General features: G+C 67.8%; 21 protein-coding genes. 8 read left to right on the plus strand and 13 right to left on the minus strand.

Annotated features, from left to right (window positions below):
• Positions 1–4 precede the first annotated feature (4 nt).
• A complete protein-coding gene (locus tag J7643_18515; GenBank protein MBO9542585.1) occupies positions 5–490 on the plus strand; it encodes an FHA domain-containing protein in 486 nt (161 codons plus the stop codon).
• Between the two features lie 135 nt (positions 491–625).
• On the opposite strand, the gene J7643_18520 is transcribed toward J7643_18515, so the two are convergent.
• From J7643_18520 to J7643_18540, 5 genes are all read right to left on the minus strand, one after another.
• Entirely contained in the window at positions 626–1,408 is a 783-nt protein-coding gene (locus tag J7643_18520; GenBank protein ID MBO9542586.1) for a recombinase family protein, read from the minus strand.
• Between the two features lie 285 nt (positions 1,409–1,693).
• Complete coding sequence (locus tag J7643_18525) at positions 1,694–4,081, minus strand: endonuclease MutS2 (protein MBO9542587.1); 2,388 nt, start codon at positions 4,079–4,081, stop codon at positions 1,694–1,696.
• A gap of 73 nt (positions 4,082–4,154) precedes the next feature.
• A complete protein-coding gene (locus J7643_18530; GenBank protein MBO9542588.1) occupies positions 4,155–5,543 on the minus strand; it encodes a HAMP domain-containing protein in 1,389 nt (462 codons plus the stop codon).
• A complete protein-coding gene (locus J7643_18535) occupies positions 5,540–6,244 on the minus strand; it encodes a response regulator transcription factor (protein MBO9542589.1) in 705 nt (234 codons plus the stop codon). Before J7643_18535 ends, J7643_18530 begins: the two co-directional genes overlap by 4 nt.
• Before the next feature lie 67 nt (positions 6,245–6,311).
• On the minus strand, positions 6,312–6,518 hold the full coding sequence (locus tag J7643_18540) for a hypothetical protein (GenBank protein ID MBO9542590.1): 207 nt from the start codon (positions 6,516–6,518) through the stop codon (positions 6,312–6,314).
• A gap of 137 nt (positions 6,519–6,655) precedes the next feature.
• Here J7643_18540 and J7643_18545 point away from each other — a divergent pair, with 137 nt between their 5' ends.
• From J7643_18545 to J7643_18555, 3 genes are all read left to right on the plus strand, one after another.
• Entirely contained in the window at positions 6,656–7,102 is a 447-nt protein-coding gene (locus J7643_18545; GenBank protein MBO9542591.1) for a DUF1284 domain-containing protein, read from the plus strand.
• Positions 7,103–8,071: a methionyl-tRNA formyltransferase gene (fmt, locus tag J7643_18550; protein ID MBO9542592.1), complete on the plus strand. Its 969-nt coding sequence runs from the start codon at positions 7,103–7,105 to the stop codon at positions 8,069–8,071. It begins immediately after the preceding gene.
• Positions 8,072–8,213: 142 nt separating this feature from the next.
• A complete protein-coding gene (locus J7643_18555) occupies positions 8,214–9,803 on the plus strand; it encodes an ABC-F family ATP-binding cassette domain-containing protein (protein MBO9542593.1) in 1,590 nt (529 codons plus the stop codon).
• On the opposite strand, the gene J7643_18560 is transcribed toward J7643_18555, so the two are convergent.
• The 5 genes from J7643_18560 to J7643_18580 all read right to left on the minus strand — a co-directional run bounded on the left by J7643_18560 (position 9,785) and on the right by J7643_18580 (position 14,917).
• The gene (locus J7643_18560) at positions 9,785–10,348 is read right to left on the minus strand and encodes a GNAT family N-acetyltransferase (protein MBO9542594.1); all 564 of its coding nucleotides are present in this window, start codon (positions 10,346–10,348) and stop codon (positions 9,785–9,787) included. The genes J7643_18555 and J7643_18560 overlap by 19 nt on opposite strands.
• Positions 10,349–10,351: 3 nt before the next feature.
• Positions 10,352–11,659, minus strand: a complete 1,308-nt coding sequence (locus J7643_18565; GenBank protein ID MBO9542595.1) for an MFS transporter — start codon at positions 11,657–11,659, stop codon at positions 10,352–10,354.
• An 82-nt stretch (positions 11,660–11,741) separates the two neighbouring features.
• Complete coding sequence (locus J7643_18570; GenBank protein MBO9542596.1) at positions 11,742–12,233, minus strand: hypothetical protein; 492 nt, start codon at positions 12,231–12,233, stop codon at positions 11,742–11,744.
• A 14-nt stretch (positions 12,234–12,247) separates the two neighbouring features.
• Entirely contained in the window at positions 12,248–12,640 is a 393-nt protein-coding gene (queF, locus tag J7643_18575; protein MBO9542597.1) for an NADPH-dependent 7-cyano-7-deazaguanine reductase QueF, read from the minus strand.
• 75 nt (positions 12,641–12,715) lie between these two features.
• A complete protein-coding gene (locus tag J7643_18580) occupies positions 12,716–14,917 on the minus strand; it encodes a CHASE domain-containing protein (protein ID MBO9542598.1) in 2,202 nt (733 codons plus the stop codon).
• Between the two features lie 194 nt (positions 14,918–15,111).
• Here J7643_18580 and J7643_18585 point away from each other — a divergent pair, with 194 nt between their 5' ends.
• The gene (locus tag J7643_18585; GenBank protein MBO9542599.1) at positions 15,112–15,426 is read left to right on the plus strand and encodes a MazG-like family protein; all 315 of its coding nucleotides are present in this window, start codon (positions 15,112–15,114) and stop codon (positions 15,424–15,426) included.
• 58 nt (positions 15,427–15,484) lie between these two features.
• On the opposite strand, the gene J7643_18590 is transcribed toward J7643_18585, so the two are convergent.
• Both J7643_18590 and J7643_18595 read right to left on the minus strand, forming a co-directional pair.
• Positions 15,485–16,927: a S8 family serine peptidase gene (locus tag J7643_18590; GenBank protein ID MBO9542600.1), complete on the minus strand. Its 1,443-nt coding sequence runs from the start codon at positions 16,925–16,927 to the stop codon at positions 15,485–15,487.
• A gap of 129 nt (positions 16,928–17,056) precedes the next feature.
• The gene (locus J7643_18595) at positions 17,057–18,058 is read right to left on the minus strand and encodes a hypothetical protein (protein MBO9542601.1); all 1,002 of its coding nucleotides are present in this window, start codon (positions 18,056–18,058) and stop codon (positions 17,057–17,059) included.
• Between the two features lie 103 nt (positions 18,059–18,161).
• On the opposite strand from J7643_18595, the gene J7643_18600 reads away from it, so the two are divergent.
• The 3 genes from J7643_18600 to J7643_18610 are packed head-to-tail and all read left to right on the plus strand — an operon-like array spanning position 18,162 to position 21,338.
• Positions 18,162–19,157 carry a beta-ketoacyl-ACP synthase III gene (locus tag J7643_18600; protein MBO9542602.1) on the plus strand — a complete coding sequence of 332 codons (996 nt, stop codon included), beginning with the start codon at positions 18,162–18,164 and terminating at the stop codon, positions 19,155–19,157.
• Positions 19,147–20,340, plus strand: a complete 1,194-nt coding sequence (locus J7643_18605) for an ATP-grasp domain-containing protein (GenBank protein ID MBO9542603.1) — start codon at positions 19,147–19,149, stop codon at positions 20,338–20,340. The genes J7643_18600 and J7643_18605 overlap by 11 nt, the downstream gene beginning before the upstream one ends.
• Positions 20,337–21,338, plus strand: coding sequence for an SDR family NAD(P)-dependent oxidoreductase (locus J7643_18610; protein MBO9542604.1), 1,002 nt, complete (start codon positions 20,337–20,339; stop codon positions 21,336–21,338). Before J7643_18605 ends, J7643_18610 begins: the two co-directional genes overlap by 4 nt.
• Here J7643_18610 and J7643_18615 read toward each other — a convergent pair.
• The gene (locus J7643_18615) at positions 21,328–22,398 is read right to left on the minus strand and encodes an NAD(P)-binding domain-containing protein (GenBank protein MBO9542605.1); all 1,071 of its coding nucleotides are present in this window, start codon (positions 22,396–22,398) and stop codon (positions 21,328–21,330) included. The two genes, J7643_18610 and J7643_18615, sit on opposite strands and share 11 nt — an antisense overlap.
• Positions 22,399–22,519: the final 121 nt, after the last annotated feature.

Consider the following 22,519-nt stretch of genomic DNA (forward strand, 5'->3'; position numbering starts at 1 on the left):
CCCCATGAGCGTCTGCACCGCTTGCAACCATGAAAACCAGTCGGGCGTCCAGTTCTGCGACGAGTGTGGCGCGAAGCTGGAGCTGACGGCGACCATTCCCCCGTCGGAGTCCGCCGCCTCGTACCCCCAGCCGGGCACGGGCGGGGAGCCTGCGAGCTACCGCGCCAAGCTGGTCATCACCCGCGGCGGCACGGTGGGCAAGGAGTTCGCCGTCGAGGCTTCGGGCGAGACCCAGATCGGTCGTTGGGATCCGGACGGCGGCGCCTTCCCCGAGATCGATTTGACCTCGGATGACGCCGAAGCCAAGATCTCGCGCAAGCACGCCCGGATCTTCGTCCAGGACGGCGAGTACTACGTCGAAGACCTCGGCAGCCTCAACGGCACCTACGTCAACCGCGGCCCGCGGCTGATGCCGGGCAGCCCCCAGCTGGTCAAGGCCAACGACGAGGTCGTCATGGGCAAGACCTTCTTCAAGCTGCTCGAAGCCTAAGCGAACATCACGAAGGGGCGCGGCCAAATTGGCCGCGCCCCTTTTTTTTGGTTTGCATCCGAAAAAGCCTCGGGGGCCGACAGGTGTCGGCCCCCGAGGCTTGAGAGAGCGTTGGTTTGAGAGCGAGAAGAGAGCTTAGCAGACCTGGAGGATTTCCTGGGCCGAGTTGACTTCGGCGAAGAGGGTCTTGGCGATGACGGCCTCGTGGTCGTTGGGGTAGAGGCGGCCCTGGCACTGGTAATCGCCGGTGTAGAAGACGTTCTCGAGGATGGTCTTGACGGTGTTGGCCTGCCAACGGCCGCCGCGCTTGGTGGCGATCGCGTCACGGGTGAGGTCGTTGGCGATCTGGCGGAGGCTGCGGCCCGCGGCGCGCTCGCGGAAGATGCGCTGGACGACGGCGGCCTCGGTGGCGTTGACGACGAACTGGTTGGTCATCTCGTCGAGGGTGTAGCCGTAGGGGCAGGTGCCGCCGTTGTGGAGCACTTCGCGGCTGCGGACGAAAACCTTGGTCTCGGCGCCCTGCTTGGGAGGACGGACCCAGCTGGCGACCTGGGGAATGGTCACGAAGAGCTTGAGCAGCTGCTGACCGTCGGGACGGCCGGTGTCGATGTTCTCCTGGACGCTGATGAAGCGAATGTCCTTGTGGTTGAACTCGGCGAGCACGGTGGCGACGTCGTGGAAGCGGCGGCCGAGGCTGACCATCGAGGCGACGACGACCGTGATCTCCGACTTCTCGGCGATGGCCTTCATCTCGGGGCGCTCGAGGGCGTTGCCCAGGGCACCGGCGTCCACCTGCATCCCGCCGAGGGCCAGGTTGTGGGCGGCGCAGTAGGCTTCGATGGCGTTGCGCTCGGCCTTCACCTTCTCGGTGCTGATGGCATCGGGGTGCATCCAGATGTAACCGACAACCTTGCTCATTGTTCGCTCTCCTCACGTTTCACCGGGCCCGCTCTCATTCAAGCCCGCTGTTCACAAGGTGTATATACGGGTGGGAATGGCGGATCTTGTCGGGCTACCGTTAAGTATGAGTTAATTTCGCCGGAAACTGAAATTAAATTTGATCAGCCTGGCGATTTGTTGACACCGGAGGCCTCAAACCCAGGCCCAGACAGTGACAGGGATCACAAGCATCGCGCTCGTGATCCCTGTCGTGCAAGAAGGCCATGGCTCGGATTAACCCAGGCCTAACCGGATTGAGACGCTCTAGGCGAGCTGGACGACCGTGACCCCGTCACCGCCCTCGCCGTGCCCGCCCGATCGGAACGAGGCGGCGTAAGGACTGGTCCGCAGGTGCTCGCGGATCCCCTTGCGCAGGGCGCCGGTGCCACCGCCGTGGATGATCCAGACGCTCTTGAGATCGGCCTCCATGGCCGTGTCGAGGAAGTTGTCCAGCTCGACGATCGCCTCGTGGACCATCATGCCGCGGAGATCAAGTTCCATGCCGGCCTGACGGCCGGGCTCCTCGCCGCCCCCGCGTCCCGCCTTCTTGGAGGGCTTGAAGGTCTGAGGCTCCATCGCAGCCGGCTTGCCGCTCGCGGGCTTGGTAGCCTTGCCGCCGCCCTTGGGCTCGATCTGCAACTCGGCGAGCTTGGCGGTCACCTTCATGATCCCGATCTGGAGCACGACCTCGCCGCCGGAGTCCGGCAGGGCCTGGACGATCCCGGTCTGGTTGAGGCGCGGCAAGAAGACGCGATCGCCCACCAAGAGGGTGCGCGGGTTGACCGCGTTGGAGGGGCGCTCAGGCTTCTGCATGCGGTGCTTGAGCTTGCTGATCCGGTCGTGGGCCTTCTGGGCGGTCTGGGCCGTCCGAACGCCTTGCAGCTCGCGGGTGACCGCGGCGATCTCCGAGCGGGCGCCCTCGAGCTCCTGGTTGAGGGTCTCGCGGGCCTTCTCGCGCAGGTCCTTGCGCTCCTGCGCCCAGTTAGCGAGCTTGGCCTCGTACTCAGCGCGCATCCGCTCGGCCTCGGCGAGCTTGCGATCCGCGTCGGCACGCGCGACCGCCGCGGCATGCTGCTCGGCTTCAAGGCGCGAGATGACCTCGGCGGCGTCGTCCTTGCCGCGGCGCAGGTACTCCTTGGCCGAGGATGCCACCACCGGCGGCAGGCCGAGGGCCGAGGCGATGGTGATCGCGTTGGACTGGCCCGGCACGCCCATCAAGAGGCGGTAGGTCGGCGAGAGGCTCTTGACGTCGAACTCCACCGAGGCGTTGATGATGCCGGAGCGCTCGTAGGCCAAGAGCTTCAGCTCGCCGTAGTGGGTGGTCGCCACCAGCCGGCTGCCACGCTCGATGAAGACGTCGATGAGGGCCCGAGCGAGTGCTGCCCCTTCCTGGGGATCGGTGCCCGCGCCCAGCTCGTCCAGGAGCACCAGCGTCCGATGGTCGGCGTAGGTGGTGATCCGGATGATGTTGCGCATGTGCCCGGAGAAGGTCGAGAGGTTCTGCTGGAGGCTCTGCTCGTCGCCGATGTCGGCGAAGACCTTGCGGAACACCGCCACCTGGGAGCCGGGCGCGACCGGCGGGTGCAGGCCCGCCTGGGTCATGAGGGTGACCAGGCCCAGGGTCTTGAGGGTGACGGTCTTGCCGCCGGTGTTGGGGCCGGTGATGACGACCACCTGGTGGCGATCGCCCACGCTCACGTCGATGGGGACGACCTTGGCGGGCTTGGCCTCGGGGTCGAGGCCCCGCGCGACGAGCAAGGGGTGGCGCGCGCCGTACAGGACCGTCGCGCCCTCGCGGTCGAGGCGAGGATGGTGGCCGTCGAGGGCCATGGAGAGGCGCGCCTTGGCGTAGGTGAAGTCGATCTCGGCGATGGCCTCGAGGGTCCAGCGGATCTCCTCGCTGTTGGCCGAGACCAGCTGGGTCAGGCGCGCGAGGATCCGGGCGATTTCGTCCCGCTCGTCCAGGTGGGCCTTGGCGACCTGGTTGTTGAGGTCGAGCACCGCCATGGGCTCGATGAAGAGGGTCATGCCGGTCGAGGACTGGTCGTGGACGATGCCCGGCACCTGGCCCTTGGCGTCCGCGCGCACAGGCAGGACGAAGCGCTCGCCGCGCATGGTGATGATCGTCTCCTGCAGCGCACTCGCGTGCGATCGCAGCATGCGCTGGAGCCGGGTGCGGATCTCGCCCTGGGCCTCGTGCAGCTTGCGGCGGATGACGCCGAGCTCGGGGCTCGCGTGGTCGGCCACCTCGCCAGACGGGTCGAAGCAGCGCAAGATCTCGTCGGTCAGCTTGGGCAGGGGCACGATCGGCACGGCCAGCTCAGCGAGCGCCGGGAACTCCTCGTCGTGGTCGGAAAGGAAGCTCTTGAGGCGGCGAGCAGCGACCAGGGTGTGGGCGATCGCCGTCAGCTCGTGGCCGTCGAGGTCCGCGCCCTGGTCCAGGCGGCGGATGGCGCCGCGCAGATCCTGGAGACCGCCCATGGGGAAGGTCTGGGTCTCGCGCAGCAGGTCCTTGGCCTCGGTGGTCAGGCGCAGCGCGTGGGAGACGGCGTCCAAGTCGGTGTGAATCTCGATCGCCTTGCAGCGATCCTTACCGGCCTCGGTGGTGGCGCGTTCGGCGAGCAGCTCCACGACGCGGGGCCACTCGAGCATTTTCAGGGTTTTCTCGTCCATTGCCATAAGAGCGCCATGATACCACCCGGCACGCGCTTTCGGCAGGCGACCCTCAGCCCAGCGGCAGCCTCACGGCAAAGCGCGTTCCCTGCCCCACGACGCTCTCGACTGCGATCTCTCCCCCGTGGGCCCGCACGATGGCCTGGGCAATGGCGAGACCCAGGCCCGCGCCGCCGCGCTCCCGGCCCCGCGCGGCATCCAGGCGGTAGAAGCGATCGAAGATCCGCTCGAGCCGCTCGGGCGGGATGCCGCAGCCGGTGTCTTCGACCGTGACGAGCGCCGCCTCCTGCTCGCGCCGGACTGAAACTCGCACGCTGCCGCCGTCCCGGGTGGCGCGCACGGCGTTGTCCACCAGGTTGATCAGCACCTGGCGCAGGCGATCCTCATCGCCCTTCACCCAGAGCGGCTCGGGCACCTCCGCCTGGATCCGCGGCGCGAGCACCTGGAGCTGAAGGACCACCTCGCGCGCGAGGGCCCCGAGCTCCACCGGCGCCGGCGCGACGATCAGCGCCTGCCCCTCGGCCCTCGCCAGATCCAGAAGCTCGTTGACCAGCCGGATCAAGCGCCCCACCTCACGCGAGGCGGTCTCGAGCCAGACCTTCGCCTGCTCGGGGTTCGCGTCTCCCCGGCGCTGGATCAGCTGTAAGTGGCCATGGATGGCCGTCAGGGGGCTGCGCAGCTCGTGCGAGGCGTCCGCCACGAAGCGCCGCTGGGCCTCGAAGCTCTCTTCGAGGCGGTCGAAGAGGCCGTTGAAGGTGAGGGTGAGGCGATCGATCTCGTCGTAGGGGGGCTTGCCCACCGCCAGTCGGCGGTGCAGGTCCTGCCGGGTCAGGCGCCCCACCTGGGCGGTGATGGAGGCGACCGGCGACAGGGCCCGCCCCGCGAAGAAGTAGCCGATGCCGAAGGCCAGGGCGATCGCCCCCAGGGCCACTCCGAACTCGACCAGGGTCATGCGGTGCATGGTGCGGTCGAGGGCATCGAGCGGGTAGGCCGCCTGGATCCAGCTGGTCGGGCCGTGATGCCCCAGGCGCAAAGGTTCAGATACCAGGAGCAGGTGCTCCGACGCGGTACCCGTCAGCGAGAGGAACACCTCCATGCTCCCCGGCTGCGACGGGAGCGGCAGGCTTGAATCGCGCAAGTTGGCGCTGCGATTGAGGATCCGGCCGTCGGGGGCCGTGAGCTGCAACAGCATGCCATCGTCCGAGAAGGCGCGCGGCAGCGACTCGGGCCGATCGAGGTGCAGCTTGCGCCCCATGCGGTGCTCTTCGGCATGGCGCAGAGCCAGGTAGTCTCTCACCTGTCGGATCCGGCTGTGCGCGTCGCTGAGGGCGATGCCGCGCAGGGTGGTCGAGAGGCCCTCCAGGACCGCGATGCTGCGCGCAAGGCCCACCGCCGCGAGCAGCGCGACGAAGAGCAGGGTGAGGCGCAGGCGGATGCTCAATGGCCGTCACGCTCCTTGAGCACGTAGCCGACCCCGCGCACCGTGTGGATCAGCTTGGGCAGCCCCTCGCGCTCGATCTTGTTGCGCAAGTAGCGGATGTAGACCTCGAGCACGTTGTCCTCGCCCTCGAAGTCGTAGCCCCAGACCGCCTGGAGGAGCTGCTCGCGGGTCCTGACCTGCCGGGCATGCTGCATGAGGTAGGCGAGCAGGTCGAACTCCTTGGGGGTCAGGGCGATCTCCTCGGATCCTCGGCGCACCTCCCGGCTCTCGAGATCGAGGCTCAGATCGCCCACCTCGAAGTAGTGCCGGACAGCAGGGCGGTGGGCGCGGAGCTGGGCGTTGACGCGCGCGAGCAGCTCATCCAGGTCGAAGGGCTTTGGCAGGTAATCGTTGGCGCCGCTGTTGAGGCCCTCGATCCGATCGGCCACGTCGCCGCGAGCGGTGAGCATGAGGATGGGGATGTCCGAGGCGCGGCGCAAGCGCTTGCACAGCTCAAGCCCGTCCATGCCGGGCAGCATCCGATCGAGGATCACGAGGTCCGGGTGCTCCTGCCGGACGGCGAGCAGCCCCCGCGCGCCGTCGGCCTCCACCCGCACCTCGAAGCCCTCGAAGCGCAGCTCGGCGGCAATGAACTCGGCGATGTCGGGCTCGTCCTCGATGATGAGGATACGGGCCTTCTGGAGCTGGGACCCGGCGTCCATGGCGATCGCTCCCGCAAAACAGAAAAGGGCGGCCCCATCTTACCAGGGACCGCCCCGCGGGGGGAGGCTACTTCTTCATGGCGCGATGCTTGGCATGCGCCTTGGGAGCGGGCTTGGCGTGGGTCGACTTCTTGGCGGGGGCGGCCTTGCTCGTCACGGCGGGCTTCGCGGTCGTGCCGGTCGCAGCAGGCTGCTCGGCGGCCATGGCGGCACCTGCGCCGAGGGCGGCGACGGTCGAGAGGGCGATGAGGAAAGGCTTGACGCGGATGCTCATGGGGTTGAACTCCTCTACTGGTTGGCCGGGGGCGCTCGCCCCCGTCTCGATGGTTTTAACTTAGCGCGCGAAACCCAGAGGGGGCTGAGAGGCTCCTGAGGATTCGCTGAGAATTCGAAGAGTGGTAGCATAGAGGCATGCACGAGCTCCCCGTCCAAACCCTGCCCCTGCGCGCTCATCACCTCATGTGCGTCACCACCTACCAGGGCAAGGGCTACTCTCCCGACTTCGTGACCAACATGAACCGGGTCTGGCATGCGCTGCGCGACGGGGTCTACTCCCACGCCCAGGCGATCAGCGTGGCGGACCCGCTCTGCCGGGCCTGCCCCAACCTTCAGGACCCGAACGAGGACACGAGCTGCCGCTACCAGGCCTCGATCGGGGCGCGCGATCGCCGCCTGCTCGAAGCCATGGGCTGGAGCGAGGGCGAGGTGGTGGCACTCGAGCCGACCATGGCCTACATCCACGACCACCACGCCGAACTGATGGCCAAGGTCTGCGTGGGCTGCGACTGGACCTCCATCTGCGGCGAGCAGCGCTTCACCCTGCGCGAGGCCAACCCGCCCGTTCCCAAGGAAATTTGATTGTCGATGCGCATCCTCTTCTTCGGCGTGGACGTCATGGGCGAGGCCTGCCTCTCGGCCCTCCTCTCGGCCGGCTATACGGTGGCCGGGGTCGTCACCCTGGCTCCTCCCAAGCGCTCGTTCTTGCAGCGTCTCTTCGGCCGCAAGACGCCGCCGGGCGTCGCCGAGATCGCCAAGCGCCACCGCGTACCGGTGCTGACGCCCAAGACCCTGCGCGATCCCGCCGTGACGCGCAAGCTCGAAGCCCTCGCGCCGGACCTCTTGGTGGTTGCGAGCTTCGACAAGGTCCTGCCCCCCGAGGTGCTCGACATCGCCACCTACGGCGGGATCAACGTCCACCCCTCGCTCCTGCCGCGCCACCGGGGGCCTGCCCCCGCGAGCCGCGCCATCTGGGCCGGCGACGAGGAGACGGGCCTCACCGTCCACCTGCTCGAAGAGACCGTGGACACCGGGCCGATCCTGCTGCAGCACCTGCACCCCATCCAGCCGGATGACAACGCCCAGCGCCTGATCCGGCGCCTGGCGAAGGCGGCCCCCGCCGCGCTGCTCGAAGCCCTCGCAGGCCTCCAGGAGGGCAGCCTTTACCCGCGGGCCCAGACGGGCGAGGTCACGCCCGCTCCCTTCTTCTCGCTGCGCGAGGGGCAACTCGACTGGCGCGCCGACAACGCGCAGATCCTGCAAACCATCCGTGCCTGCAGCCCCTACCCGGGGGCCTTCCTGATCGCGCGCGGCGAGCGGCTCGCCGTGCTCGAAGCGAGCGCCGAGGAAGGCCGCCAGGGCGCAAGCCCCGGCACGGTCCTCTCGGTCAACGCCTCGGGCATCCTCGTCCAGACCCGCGAGGGCGCGATCCGCTGCCGCAAGCTGCGGCGGGGCGATCGCCTCGTGCCTCCCGCGCAGTTCGGCAAGTGGGCCGCCGACGGCGATCGCCTGAAATCGGGCAACTGGATGCCTTCGACTCCAAGGGCTTGACAAATCGCCACTTCTAGGGGTTAAGTAGGCAAACCCCTTATTTCGGAGGTCCCTCGGACAAAATGTAAGCAAAGCCATTCCTGGTCTCCCAACCCCGCATCCCCTGGCCTTCGGCCCGGGATGTTTTCGGTGGAGTGCACGAATGAGCTTGCTTCAATTTTCCGGGGTGGCGTTTGGCCACCCTCAGCAGGTCCTCCCGCTTTTTTCCAAAGTCACTTTCGACATCCGTCCCGGCGATCGCATCGCCCTGGTCGGCCCCAACGGGGCCGGCAAGTCGACCCTGTTCGGCCTCATGACCGGCGCCTTGCAGCCGACGGCCGGCAACATCGCGCGCCAGCCAGGCCTCACGGTAGCTCACCTGCCGCAGGCCTCCACCGCCCCGGCGGATCGCCTGGTGCTCGCCCACGTCCTCACGGCAGCACCGCGCATCGGGGCGCTGCACGCACAGCTACAAGCGCTGAGCGAGCAACTCGACGACCCTGAGGCCGCCCTGGCCTACGCGGACGCCCTCGCCGAGTACGAGGACGAAGGCGGCTATGCCATGGAAGCCGAAGCCGAGCGCGTCCTGAGCGGGCTCGGGATCGAGCCGACTGCCCAGGCGCTTGCGGTGGGGCAGCTTTCGAGCGGCCAGCGCACGCGGGTGGAGCTGGCGAAGCTCTTGCTGACGCCCGCCGACCTCCTGCTCATCGACGAGCCGACCAACCACCTGGACGGCGAGGCCCGCGCCTGGCTCGAAGGCTACCTGAACCGCCTTTCCACGGCCTACGTCCTGGTCTCCCACGAGCGGGTCCTGCTCAGCCGTGCCGCGCGCCGCACCTTCGAGCTGCGCAACGGCACTCTGAGCGTCCACGAGGGCGATTACGCCTTCTACCGGGAGCAGCGCGCCCTGTTCGAACGCCAGGCCTGGGAGCGCTACGAGGCGCAGCAGCGCAGAGCAGCAGCAGCCGAGCGCGCCGCCCAGGAGCGCCAGCGCCTGGCCGCCAAGGTCGACAAGGCGCCGCCGGAGGCCCGGCTGAGCAAGGACTTCTACGGGGCCATGGCCGCGCGGATCCAGCGAACGGCCCGCATCCTGCGCGATCGCGTCACCCGCGAGCCCCACGCCGAGAAGCCGCGGATCGAGGCCCCCATCCCGACGCTCACCTTCCCGAACGTGCCGCGCGCCGGGGACATCGTGCTGGAGCTCGAAGGCGTCTCGAAGGGCTACGGGGATCAGCCCCTCTTCGAGGATCTCGGGCTCACCATCCAGCGCGGGGAGCGCTGGGCCATCACCGGGCCCAACGGGACGGGCAAGACGACGCTGCTACGCCTGATGCAGGGGCTCGTCGCCCCTGACGCGGGCCGCATGACGCACGGCAGCGGGGTCGTGATCGGCTACTACGCCCAGGAGGCGGAGAACCTCGACCCCGACGAGAGTCCGCTCGCGCTGTGTCTGGCGGTCCACCCGGACGTAAGCTGGGTGCGAACCCTGCTCGCATGCCTGCGGGTCGGCGCCACGCACGTCGAACGCCCCATCCGGACCATGAGCCCCGGCGAGCGGGGCAAGGTCGCCCTCGCGAGGCTCCTGCTGAGCGGCGCGAACCTCTTGCTCTTGGACGAGCCGACCAACCACCTGGACCTGGATGCACGCGAGGCCCTCGAAGCGACCCTCGCGCAGTACCCGGGCACCATGGTGTTCGTCTCCCACGACCCGGCCTTCATCGAAGCCCTGGCCGACTATGCGCTCGCGCTGTGAGGAGGCGCGCCCCACTCCCTGGCAAGCAGGCCATAGACGGCGTGATCGACGAAGCGATCCTGGATCCACTGGGCGTCGCGGATGGTGCCCTCGTGCGAAAAGCCGAGGCGCTCGGGGATCCCCCGGCTGCGACGGTTCCCCGTCGCGCATCGGATCTCGACCCGGTTCAGGCCCAGCTCGGTGAATGCGTGGTGAATGACGGCCCGGCACGCGCGGGTCATGAAGCCGCGCCCCTGGTACGTATCAGCCAGCCAGTAAGCGAGCTCCGTGCTCCGCTCGATCCAGTTCGTCCGAAAGCGCAGGATCTCGCCGACGAGCCGCTCTTGGTGCCAGAGCCCCACGAGCAAGCCGTCCTGCACCGCGAAAGCCTTGAGCGATCGCTCGATGTAAGTATGGGCGTCCTCGACGCTCATCAAGCTTGCCGGCGTGCGCACCCATTCGCGGATATGGGCCCGATGGGCCTCGACCAGGGCGAAGAGCTCCGGGGCATGGCGGGGCTCCAGCAAGCGAAGCTCGAGCTCCTCATCGACGGTGAGCCGAAACATGCGCTACACCTCCAAAGCACGGCGGAGTCCGCCCAGCGAGGTGGGTTCCGGGACGCGGCGCAGGAGCACGGCCCCCGCGAGCACAAAGACGAGCTGAGCAGCGATCGCAAGCTGGTACTTCAGGATGGGCTGGCTCGAAAAGGCATAGGTGATGAGCCCCCAGGTCATGGGCCCCAGGATGGCGGCGAACTTGCCCGCCAGCGAGTAGAGCCCGAAGAACTCGGCCTGGCGCTCGGGGGGCGCCAGACGTGACAGCAGGGCCCGCGATGCGGTCCAGGTGCCTCCCATGGCGATGCCGACCGCAGGGCCCAGCACCCAGGCGAAGACCACTTTGTCGCGCACCAGGATGACCCCCGCAAGGGAGAGCATCCACCATACGAGGTTCAGAGACAAGGTACGCTTGGCCCCCAGGCGATCGACCAAGCGCCCCCAGGCCCACGAGCCGAGGACCGCGAAAAGGGTCGCCAGCAAAAGGACCAATTGGACCTCCTGCTTTTGCTCGTTGAAGCCCACGACTTTGACCGCGTAGACCGCCATGAAGCCGATGACCGTGTTCAGGGCGTCGAAGAAGAGGAGGTTGGCGAACAGGTACGGCACCATGCCGGGAATCCCCCGCGCGGCGCGCCAGGTTTCCGTGAGACGCCCCCAGTGGCTCCCCTGGGTCGCCGTGGGGTTGGGTTTCGCGCGATCGCGCACCAAGAAGTGATGGGGCAGCGCGAAGAGCATGAAGAAGAGGGCGGTGGGCACGAAGGCCCCCACGTTGCCGCCCCCCGGGATCGGCGTCTGCCAGGCGAGGATCTTGCCCGTCACGAAGGGCATGACGAGGAGCATCCCGACGAACGAGCCCACGTAGCCGATGGCCGTGCCGTAGCCCGAGATCCGGCCCAGGCGCTCGGGCGGGGCCAGCTCGGGAAGCTGCGCGTTGTAGAAGACCTGGGCGAGGTTATAGCCGAACACGGCGACGGCGAACAGGACCAGGGCCGGCACCAGGGCCTGGTGTCCCAGCAGCCCGATCAAGGGAGTGAGCAGCGCCGTGCAGAGACAGCAGAGCACCGTGAAGGCCGCGACGAAGGGGGTGCGCTTGCCGAGCCGATCCGAGAGGGCCCCGAAGGCGGGCGAAGCCACCGCGACGGCCAAGAGCGAGGCGGAAAGAGCCATCGAGTAGGCCAGATCGGGCGCGCCCATGTCCTTGGTCACCCAGAGGGCGAAGTACAAGGAGAGCATGTTCATCGCGAAGAAGGTGTTCGCGAAGTCGTAAAGGGCCCAGGCGTGCGTTTGGAGGGAGAGAGCGGCGAAGCGACGTTCAGGCACGGAGAGGTTCTCCTCGTTCAGCGGCGATGACAAACGACCCAAAAGAAGACGCCCGCGAACCGACGGGTTCGCGGGCGACCGCTCATGGGTTCAGGGGCATGGTCTCGGCCGTGATCGCCCGGTCGAAGCGCTCGAAAGCCTCCGGGCCGCGCCCCACGACCGCGACCGAATGGGTCCCCGTCTCGAGGGCCAGATCGATCCGCCGCGTGCCGCTCCCGACGGTCTCGTCGCTCGACGAGGCGGGCAGGTCCAAGAACCGCGGCTGCGAAGCGGCCACGTCCACCAGGGCCTTGAGGCGATCCGGCGAGAGAACGCCCGTGCCGAGGGCCTCGCGGCGCTCGGGGGTGGCGTAGGGGTAGACGCGGATCGCTTGCCAGGTGCCGTCGCCGTGGATGACGAGGGTGTCCTCGTGGAAGTACTGAGGGCCCACCGTGCCCGTGGTGTGACGCTGGGTGATCACCACCGCGTCCGCGCGCGTGCTGAAGCGCACCGAGGCCTCCTTTTGAAAGATCCCCGCCCCGGCGCACGCCGGCAGCAAGGCCATGAGCAGCCCCAGAGTCAACCACTGGCGCATGGCGCCCTCCTCTACTACTTGCGGTGAGTAGCGGTCACGACGGTCTTGATGCCGCCGCGGACGGTGAAGTCCCCCACCACCTGCATGTAGCGGGGCGAAAGCAGCGCGACCAGGTCATCCAGGATGCGATTGGTGATGTTCTCGTGGAAGATGCCGACGTTGCGGAAGGCGCCCAGGTAGAGCTTGAGGCTCTTGAGCTCGACGCACAGCTCGTCCGGCGTGTACTCGATCCGGATCTCGGCGAAGTCGGGCTGGCCCGTGATGGGGCAGAAGGCCGTGAACTCGGGGCAGGTGAACTGGATCAGGTAGTCGCGGCCGGGGTGGGTATTGGGGAAGCTCTCGAGCTTGGCCTCCTCGGGCGACTGGGGGAAGCGGGTGGGCTTGCCGAGCTGGGTGAGGTTTTCCATGGGAGAAAGGGTCCTTTCTGATGGGGCGAGGCCTCCAACCTAACCACTCGCCCCGAAGCTGTCAACACGAGTCCGCTATTCGCCCGGGGGCCGCGTGGGCAAGAGGACCGAGAACCGGCACCCCTCGCTCGGCCGGCAGGCCATGCTCACGCTCCCCCGGTGCAATTCGACGAGTTGCTTGACGATGGTGAGGCCGAGCCCCAGCCCGCCGGAGCGCGCCGCGTCCTCGGTCTCGATCTGGGTGAAGGCGGCCCAGATCCGGTCGTGCGCCTCGGGGGGGATGCCCTGGCCGGTGTCCCAGACCTCGAGCCGTACCATCTGCCCTTCCGGCGAAACGTGGATCCCCACCGTCCCGCCGGGCGGGGTGAACTTGCGGGCATTGTCGAGCAGCTCGCGCAGGATCTGGGTGATGCGCCGAAAGTCGCCCCACACCGGCGGCGTCGTAGGATCGATTTCGCGCTCCCAGCGCAGGCCCTTGGCCTCGAAGTCCTTCTCGACCAGCGAGTAGGCCTGCGCGATCACCTCCGAGAGGTCCACCTCGGTCCAGTACAGGGGCAGGCTCCCCGAGAGCAGGGCGCTGTAGTCGAGGATGGTGTTGATGTGCTCGGTCAGGCGACGACAGCCGTCCATCAGGCCTGTGATGAGGGGGTCGTTCTGGTACTTGTCTTGCAGGAGCTCGCCGTAGCCCACGATCAAGGAGAGGGGCGTCTTCATCTCGTGCGAGAGGGTGGAGAGGAAGTGGTCCTTGAGACGCGAGAGCTCTTTGGTCTGCTCGAGTTCGGAGGTGCGCCGCGCCATGTCGTCGAGCGATCGCCGATAATCGGTGATGTCCCGGCTGATCCCGATCAGGCCAAGGGTTTTGCCCTCGGGCGAGACGAAGGGAAACTTGGTCGACAAGAAAAGCCGCGGCTTGCCGTCCTTGAAGGTAAGGGGCTCTTCGCCGGTCGAGACTCCACCCGCGCGCATGATGGCGGCATCCTTCTCCATCAGCCAGGCCGCAGTCTCCTTGCCGACGAAGGCCCGATCGTCCCTGCCGAGGATCTCCTCGGGCGAGAACCCCATCAGCGCCGCCAGAGCGGGATTGACCAGCAAGTAGCGCCCTTCGAGATCCTTGACGTAGATGAGGTCCGTCGTGTGGTCGATGATGGCACGGAGCTTGTTCTCGCTCTCCCTGAGCGCTCGCTCGGCCGTCGAGAGCTCTTGAGTGCGCTGGACGACGGTCGCCTCGATCTTGGCGGTCCGGCTCAAGAGGGCGTGGAGGTAGAGGCACGAGAGGCCCGTGACCGCAAAGCCGCCCACCAGCGTCAGCCAACCGCCCCAGGGCGCGGGCGCGTCGGCGGGATAGAAGAGGAAGGTCCAGCGATGGCCCCCGATCATCTGGCTGCGCTGCCAGTGCTCGCCCGCCTGGATGGCCGCCTCCGAGCGCCCATCGTCCCCCTTGCTCGCATAGAGCAGACGGACCTCGGGCGGGGCCGTCTCGTCGAGCAGGCGAAAGCGCAGGCCATCGAGGTCCGTCTGGCGAAGCGCATCGGTAAACAGGCGCTCGAAGGAGAACGCGGCCATGGCGAAGCCCATGGTTTGCTCCCTGCGAGCCTGGACGGTCGCGGGGCGGGGGTTCGGCGCGTAGATCGCCAGCGACATCAGGACCCCCGGACGCATCCCCTGCAAGCGCAACGGCGAGAGGTTCGACACCGCGAGCTGCCCGGTCTCCCGCGCGCGCGTGAGCGCCTGCACGCGATCGGGAAGGACGTCGCAGTAACCTAGCAGCGTCCGCTTGAGGGGCTCGGGGACGGCGTACAGCACGGGGAAGTACTCGGCCTGCGGCGGCACCGCTTCCTGGCGCCCATCGGGAGCCCACCGCCAGAAGTGGTAGTCAGGAAGCCCCTCGCGCCGAACCCCCGCGATGAAGGCATCCCGCTGATTCCCGGGCACCCGCGGGAGCCAGACGAGGCTCAGGATACCGGGCAGGCGATCCAGGGTATCGGCCGTGAAGAGGCTGAAGTCGCGCCGGGAGATGTCGTGAGAGGCGGCAAAGAGGGCCCGGACGCTGAGCAGGACCTCCTCGTAGGCCCGCATGGTGCCGCGGATGGTGCCCGCCACGTCGCTCGCCCGACGCTCGAAGATCAGGCGGTCGCGATCGCGCTGCCAGGCAGCGACCCGCCATGCGAGCAGCGACGAGAGCAAAACGCCCAGGCACAGCATCAGCACCAGGGGCCAGTATCGCTGAAGCCAGGGATTCGGCCCATCCCGGCCCCTTCCATCATTCCCTGCGGCCATGGCGGCTCCTGCGGCGACAGGCGGCACCCCCAAGGATGCGTCACGGCATCATTTAACCACTCCGAGAGGCCCTTGAAAGGCGGCGAGCAGGCTAAGAGCATCTAACGAATCTGTTCCTTCAAGCTGCCCAAGGCAGCCAGTCGTCTTCACATGCCTGGTTTCGTTAGATGCTCTAGCCGTGCTAGCATGGGGCCATGACCACCACCCGCCGCGCCCTCAGCTTCCCAAAACTCGACGGCTTGCGTCCGTCCCTCGAATCCACGGCCCTCAAGCTGATGGAGGAGGCCGGCGAGCTCGCCCAGGCCATCGGCAAGCTCCGCGGCCTCTCGGGCGAGGCGACGACCCTCAGCGAGCACGAGGCCCTGGGACTGGTCGCAAGTGAGCTCTTGGACGTGGCCCAGACGGCGGCCACCATGATGTACGTGCTCGAAGAGCAGCACGGCGTCGATCTGCAGACGCTCCTCGCGCACCACGAGGCCAAGCTCCGCACCAAGGGCTATCTCTCTTAAAAGACGAACGACGAAGGGGGCGGAAAATCCGCCCCCTTCGTCTTGTGTGGGTGGTCGCTTAGAGCGCGAGCGCCTTGGCGAGGTTGATGCGGCCGTAGCCGTAGCGGGCGTTGCGGCCCGAGCTGCCCTTGTGGTCCACGGTGCTGGTGATCGCGTTGCGGACCTGCTGGGCCGTCCAGTTGGGGTGCTTGGCCCAGATGAGCGCCGCCTCGCCCGAGACGAAGGGGGCGGCCATCGAGGTGCCCGAGAGCTTGCCGTAGCCGGTGGCGCCGGTCTTGTTGGCGTCGAGGGGAAGGGTCGAGTAGATGCTGCCGCCGGGGGCCGAGACCTCGATCTTGTTGCCGTGGTTCGAGAACCAGGACATGTACTCCCAGAAGAGGAACTTGGAGGTCGAGCTGACGGCGAGCGCGCCGGGGTCGTTGGCGGGCGAGCCGACCTCGCCGTGGTTGTTGCCGGCCGCGGCGATGACCAGGCAGCCCTTGGCGTTGGCGTAGGCGATGGCGGTCGAGAGCGCGGGGTCGACGGTGGTGTCGGGCGAGCCGAGGCTCAGGTTGATGATCTTGACGCCCATGTCGGCGGCGTAGCGGATGCCGCTGATGACGGCGGCCGTCGAGCCCTGACCGTTGTCGCCGAGGACCTTGACCGCGAGGATCTTGGAGTTCCAAGCCACACCCGCCACGCCCACGCCGTTGTTGCCCGAAGCGCCGATGATGCCCGCCACGTGGGTGCCGTGGCCGAAGCGATCCATCACGTCGGCGGTGTTGTCGGCGAAGTTCCAGCCGCGGATGACGCGGTTGCCGAACTCGGGGTGACGGTAGTCCACGCCGGTGTCGAGGACGGCGACGGTCATGCCGCTCCCATCGACGTTCTTGGCCCAGGCTTCGGGCGCATCGATCTTGTCGGCGCCCCACTGCTTGTCGAAGAAGGGGTCGTTAGGCTCGGCGGCCGAGGCAGTGACGCCGTAGATGCGGTTGGGCATGACGGCGCTCACGCCGCTCGCCTTGCCGTACTTGGCCATCCCATCGGCGACGCTCATGCCGCTCGGCAGGGTGACGACCTGGAAGGTGGTGCCCACGTCGATGCTCTGGACGACGCGCGAGCCGCTCTCTTCGGTGAAGCGGGCCACCTGGTAGGCGGCACCGGGCTTGACCTGCACGATGATCTGGTTGCGGACGGCCATGGGGCGGCTGAGGGTGAAGTCGGCGCCGTCGGCGGTGGCATCCCCAGGGGCCTCGGAGTCGAGGGTCGCCCCTGCGCCGGGGATGGAAGCGATGATCGAGGCGTCGCCGAAGTCAGCCGCAAGGCCCTGGTCCTGGGGCAGCGTCACGGTGGGCAGCGCGCCGAGGGCAGCCCCGCCCTGGGCGGGGGCCTGGGCGGCGGGGGCCTTCTTGGCGATGAAGTTGGTGGTGGTCGGGGCCATCACGTCGCGGCCGCAGCCGGTGAGGCCGAAGGAGACGGCAGCCAGGATCAGCGAGCAGGTCTGGCGAATCATCCGATGCATGGACTCTCTCCTCCGCGGCGCTGCGTGCGCCCTCAACACAAGAGAGATATCGCCAGGCGATCGAAGGGAGTTGCGGCCGAGAGCCTAAAGCCTAAGTAAGCTTAGGCAAAACTTGCGTTAAGTCGCCTGTTAAAGCGGGGCGGTCCCGCCACGCTTGGTGGGTTTCAGGTTGGGCAGGCGCACGAGCAGCTGGTCGCCGGCGTGCAGCGAGCTGCTGCCCGCAGCCAGCTGCGAGCGGTAGTGGTCGAGCGAGAAATCCAGGTGCGCGGCGGGCTCCTGGTTCACGATCTGGAAGTGGGCGTCGTGCATCATCATCTTGCCGACGAGCAGATCGTGGCCCATGCAGACCATGTAGTTGGGGGCGTGGGGATCGAGCAGGGGGGCGGCCTCGCTGGGCGTGGGGCTCGAATAGGAGAGGACCAGCTCGCCACGCTCGATCCGGACCGCGGTGGGGCGGCCGATCGCCCTGGGCGAGGGGAAGATCCCCGCCGGATCGATGGTGATCTGGTTGCCCGAGACGCTCAAGAGGGCGTCCGCCGGCATCTCGAGCAGGCGATCGAGCTCCAGGTTGAAGAGCTTGATCATGCCGCCGATGCCGACCTGCGAGACGGCGAGCCGCTGCGGCAAGAGCTCGATCATCCCCTCGGAGCCCACGCTCACCTCGCTCTCCATGGTGATGGGCACCTCGAGGCCGAATTTGCGGACCTTGGCGCGCAGGATCAGGCGATCGCCCGAGAGCGAGAGGCGCGCGTCCTTGAGGGGCGAGCCCGCGGCGGGCAGGATGTAGCGCGACAGGAGCGCCTCCAGGCTCGCGGCGCTCAGGCGGATCTGGCCCTCGCGGATGTGGATGACGTAGGAGTCCTTGAGCTCGGGGATGAAGGGGGTGGCCGGATCCTGCACCTGGAGATCGGCGACGAAGTCCTTGAGCCTGAGCACCACGTCGTCGTCGAAGTACAGACAAACGTTGTGGGCCCAGATCCGCATGGCCCCCTCGGCGATCTCGGCCAGCCGCTCGTGGTCGAGCGCTTGCTGGTTGCGCGCGATCAGCGTCCGCCCGAAGGCGGACACGAAGGCGGAGAGGATCTCGGCCTGGCTCTTGAGGCGGCGCTGGAAAGTCTTGGGTTTCGGCACGCGAGCATTATAGCAGACCAGGTAGCCACCAAGTTTCACCCGTGCAGAGCAGGGGTTTATTACGTCATGGCGCGCCACTCCACCGCATGAAGGGTTTCTCGTGATGCAACAACGCCCGATTAGGATTCTCGGCACCGGCAAATACCTGCCAAAACGGGTCTTGAGCGCCTCGGACATCGACCAGATGCTGGGCGTCTCGCCGGGCTGGGTCCAGGCCAAGACGGGCGTGCTCACGCGCCACTTCGCCGACGGCGAGCCCTCCTCGCAGATGGGCGCCAAGGCCGCGCGCGCAGCCCTCGAAGCGGCGGGCCTCACCCTCGACGACATCGATTGCCTGGTCTGCGCGAGCGGCACCGCCGAACAGGGGATCCCCTGCACCGCCGCCCTGATCCAGCAGGCACTCGGCCTTGAGCACTCGGGCCTGCCCTCCTTCGACATCGACTCGACCTGCCTGAGCTTCGTGGTCGCCCTCGACACCATGTCCTACCTGGTCGCGGCGGGCCGCTACCGCCGGATCCTCATCGTCTCGACCGACATCGCCTCGGTGGGGCTCGACTGGCAGGACAAGGAGAGCGCCGCCATCTTCGGGGACGCCGCGGCCGCCGTGGTGATTGGCCTCGCCGAGCCCCACCAGAGCTCGAAGATCCTCGGCGCGCGCCTCGAAACCTACAGCTCGGGCGCTCACCTCTCCGAGATCGTGGGGGGCGGCTCCAAGCACCATCCTTTGACCTACACCGAGGAGATCCGGGACCTCTTCTACTTCAAGATGGACGGCAAGGCCGTCTTCAAGCTCAGCGCGCAGCTCTTGCCCGACTTCGTCGCCAAGGTGATGCAGGAGAGCGGCACCCGCCTCGACGCGATGAAGTGGGTGATCCCGCACCAGGCGAGCCTGCCTGCCATGAAGCTCATGGAGAAGCGGCTGGGGGTCTCGGGCCGCTTCTACATGCACGCCCAGCGCCACGGCAACACCATCGCGGCCTCCATCCCCCTCGGGCTGCACGAGGCCATCACCCGGGGCGAGGTCCAGCGGGGCGACCACCTCCTGCTCCTGGGCACCTCGGCGGGCCTCTCGCTGGGGGGCCTGGTGCTTGAATACTAAGGCCACTTCAAAGCAGAAGCGCCGTCGCCTGCTTTTGACCGGCGGCCGCGCACCCGCGACCCTGGAGCTTGCGCGGCTCATGCGTGCAGCCGGCCACGAGGTCTTCGTCGCCGAGAGCCTGCGCGCGCACCTGTGCCGCCACTCGCGGGCCGTGACGTCGAGCTTCGAGGTGCCCTCGCCCCGCGAGGACCGCGCGGGCTTCATCGCAGCCCTCGCGGACATCCTCGTGCGCCAGCGCATCGATTACTTGATCCCCACCTGCGAGGAGGTCTTCCACGTCGCATGGGGCCGCAAGACGCTCAGCGAACACGCCCAGGTCTTCGCGCCGTCCCTGGAGCAGCTGCGGGTGCTGCACAGCAAGTGGGACTTCATCAAGCTGCTCGAAGGGCTGGACTTCCTTACCCCCGAGACATGGCGCCTTCAGGCCCCCGAGGACGTCCTCGACGTGATCGGGCCGCTGGCAGCAGGCGAGCGCCTGGTCTTCAAGCCGGTCTTTTCGCGCTTCGCCGCCAAGGTGCGGTTCTACACGGCGGGTGAGGACACCCGAGACCTGCCCCGGCCCAGCCCCCAGGAGCCCTGGGTGGCCCAGCGCTTCATCGCAGGCACTCCCTACTGCACCTATGGCGTGGCCCGCGAAGGGCGCCTCACGGCGCACGCCGTCTACCCCTCGATCTTCACGGCGGGGCAGGGCGCGACCATCCACTTCCAGGCGATCGCGCACCCGCGCATCGAGGCCTGGGTCTCGCGCCTGGTAGCAGCCCTCGGCTACACCGGCCAGATCGCCTTCGACTTCATCGAGACGTCCGAGGGCGAGCTGTATCCCCTTGAGTGCAACCCTCGCGCCACCAGTGGCGTCCACCTCTTCCGGCCGAAGGATCGCCTCGACGGGGCGTTCTTCGGCGAGGCGAGCGAGCCCCTGCGGCCCCAAGCGAAGCGCGCGGCCATGCTGAGCCTCGCCATGGGCCTCTACGGCCTGCCCTCGGTGCGATCGCTCCGTCAGCTCGGCGCCTGGGGCAAGGCCATCATCACCTCGCGCGAGATCCTCTTCGACTGGAAGGATCCATTGCCCGCGCTCGGCCAGATGACGGCCCTGGCGGAGCTGTGGCGCACGAGCCGCCGCGAGGGGATCTCGCTTCTCGAAGCGTCCACGTGGGACATCGAGTGGAACGGAGAGGACGCATGAACGTCTTGGTCACCGGCGGCACCGGCTTTCTCGGCCAGCGCCTCGCGCTGCGCTTGCTTTCGGAGGGCGCGCAAGTCACGGTCCTCGGCCGCAACGAAGCCATCGGGAAGCAACTGGAAGCCCAGGGGGCACGCTTTTTCCGCGCCGACCTGGCCGACGCCGAGCGGGTTTCCGAGGCCTGTCACGGCCAGGAGGTCGTCTTCCACTCGGGGGCGCTCTCCAGCCCCTGGGGACGGTACGAGGAGTTCCACCGCGCCAACGTGCTGGGCACCCGGCACGTGACCGAGAGCTGCCGGGCGCACGGCGTGCGGCGCCTGGTCCACGTCTCGACGCCGAGCCTCTACTTCGACTTTCGCGATCGCCACCAGATCGCCGAGCACGACCCCTTGCCCGCCAAGAGCGTCAACGCCTACGCCACGACCAAGCGCATGGCCGAGGACATCGTGGACGAGGCCCACCGGCAGGGGCTCGAAACCATCACCTTCCGGCCGCGCGCCCTCTTCGGGCCGGGCGACACCACCATCCTGCCCCGCCTCATCCGCGCCAACCGCAAGGGGTCGCTGCCCCTGTTCGGCAGCGAAAGCCCGCTCATCGACATCACCTACGTGGACAACGTGGTGGACGCCCTCATCCTGGGCCGCGACGCGAGGCCCGAAGCCCTGGGGCGCAAGTACAACATCACCAACGGCGAGCCCGTACGGCTGCATGCCATCCTGGAGAAGCTCTTCGCGCGGCTCGAAATGCCGTATCGCCCGCGACCCATCCCTTACGCGGTGGCCTACGGCCTCGCCGGGGCCATGGAGCTCGTCTCGGCCACGCTACTCGGCGGCAAGGAACCGCTCTTGACCCGCTACTCGGTGGGCGTGCTCGCCAAGAGCCAGACCCTCGACATCTCGGCAGCCCGCGACCTGCTTGGCTACGTCCCGCGAGTGAGCGTGGACGAGGGCCTGGAAGCCTTCGTCACCTGGTGGCAGGAGACCGAAGGCCTCAAGAGCTGACCCTTTCCGCAGCAAGGCCAAGGTATTCCTCGATCCGCTGCGCCAGGAACTCCGCGTCCCGGCCCACGCCGCCGATCAAGGCAGAGCTGCGCCGGTACTGCCAAGGCAGCCCGAGGAAGTAGAGCCCCTCCGCGCTGGTGACGCCCCGCTGATGCAGGGGTCGCCCCCGCTCGTCGAAGATCGGAAGCTCCAGCCAGCCGTAATCGGGCTGGAAGCCGGTCGCCCAGACGACGTTCTTGACGGACAGGCGCCGCCCGTCGGCGAAGGAAATCTCGTCTTGCTCGACGCTCGTCGTCCGACCCAGCAGCTCCAGGCCGTTCTCCCTGACGAGGCGCGGAATGTCGGTGAAGAACTGGACGTCGCGCCGGCGTAGCCACTTGCCGATCCAGGTGTCCCGCGGGAATTCGAGGAAGCCCACGACATCGAGCCACCAGAAGATCTCGCGCCCCAAAAAGCGCTGCGGCAGGTAGCGATCGCGGCGCCCGATCGAGAGGTACACCTTGCGCGTGGCAGACAGCTCCTCGGCAATCTGAGCACCCGAGTTCCCGGCTCCCACCACCAGCACGTCCCCCGGCGGGAGCTGGGCCGGATTCCGGTAGTTCACGCTGTGGAGCTGGAAGACCTCGGGCGAGAGCGAAGCACCGAGCGGCGGGACGTAAGGGCGCTGAAACGCGCCCGTCGCCACCACGACCTGCCGCGCCTCGAAGACCTCGCCCCCTGCCTCGATCCGGTACCCCGTCTCCGTTCGCGTCATGCGCGAGACCGGAGCATCGCAGCGGACGGGCAGCTCGAAGCGCGCGGCGTAGGCCACCAGGTAATCGGCAACCTCGTCCTTGGTCGGATAGAGGTCGCGCGCCTTGGGGAAGGGCATCCCCGGCAAGTTGTTGTACTGGGAGGGCGTGAAGAGGGTGAGCGAATCGTAGCGATCGCGCCACACCTGCCCGATCGCAGAAGAGGCTTCCAGCAACACGAAGCGCAGACCAAGACGCGACAGGTAATACCCCATCGCAAGTCCCGCTTGCCCCGCTCCGATCACAACAACATCCAGCGCTTGCCGCATCGCCCTCTCCTCGTTCCATCGCGATCCGGCAAGGCTCACAGCCACCCCGGAAGATCGTATGCTATCATCCGACACACCCTCGCACATCCGGAAAAAGCGCGCATTCCCGAAAGGACCTTCG

This window comes from bacterium (genome assembly GCA_017744355.1).
GTDB lineage: Bacteria > Cyanobacteriota > Sericytochromatia > S15B-MN24 > UBA4093 > JAGIBK01.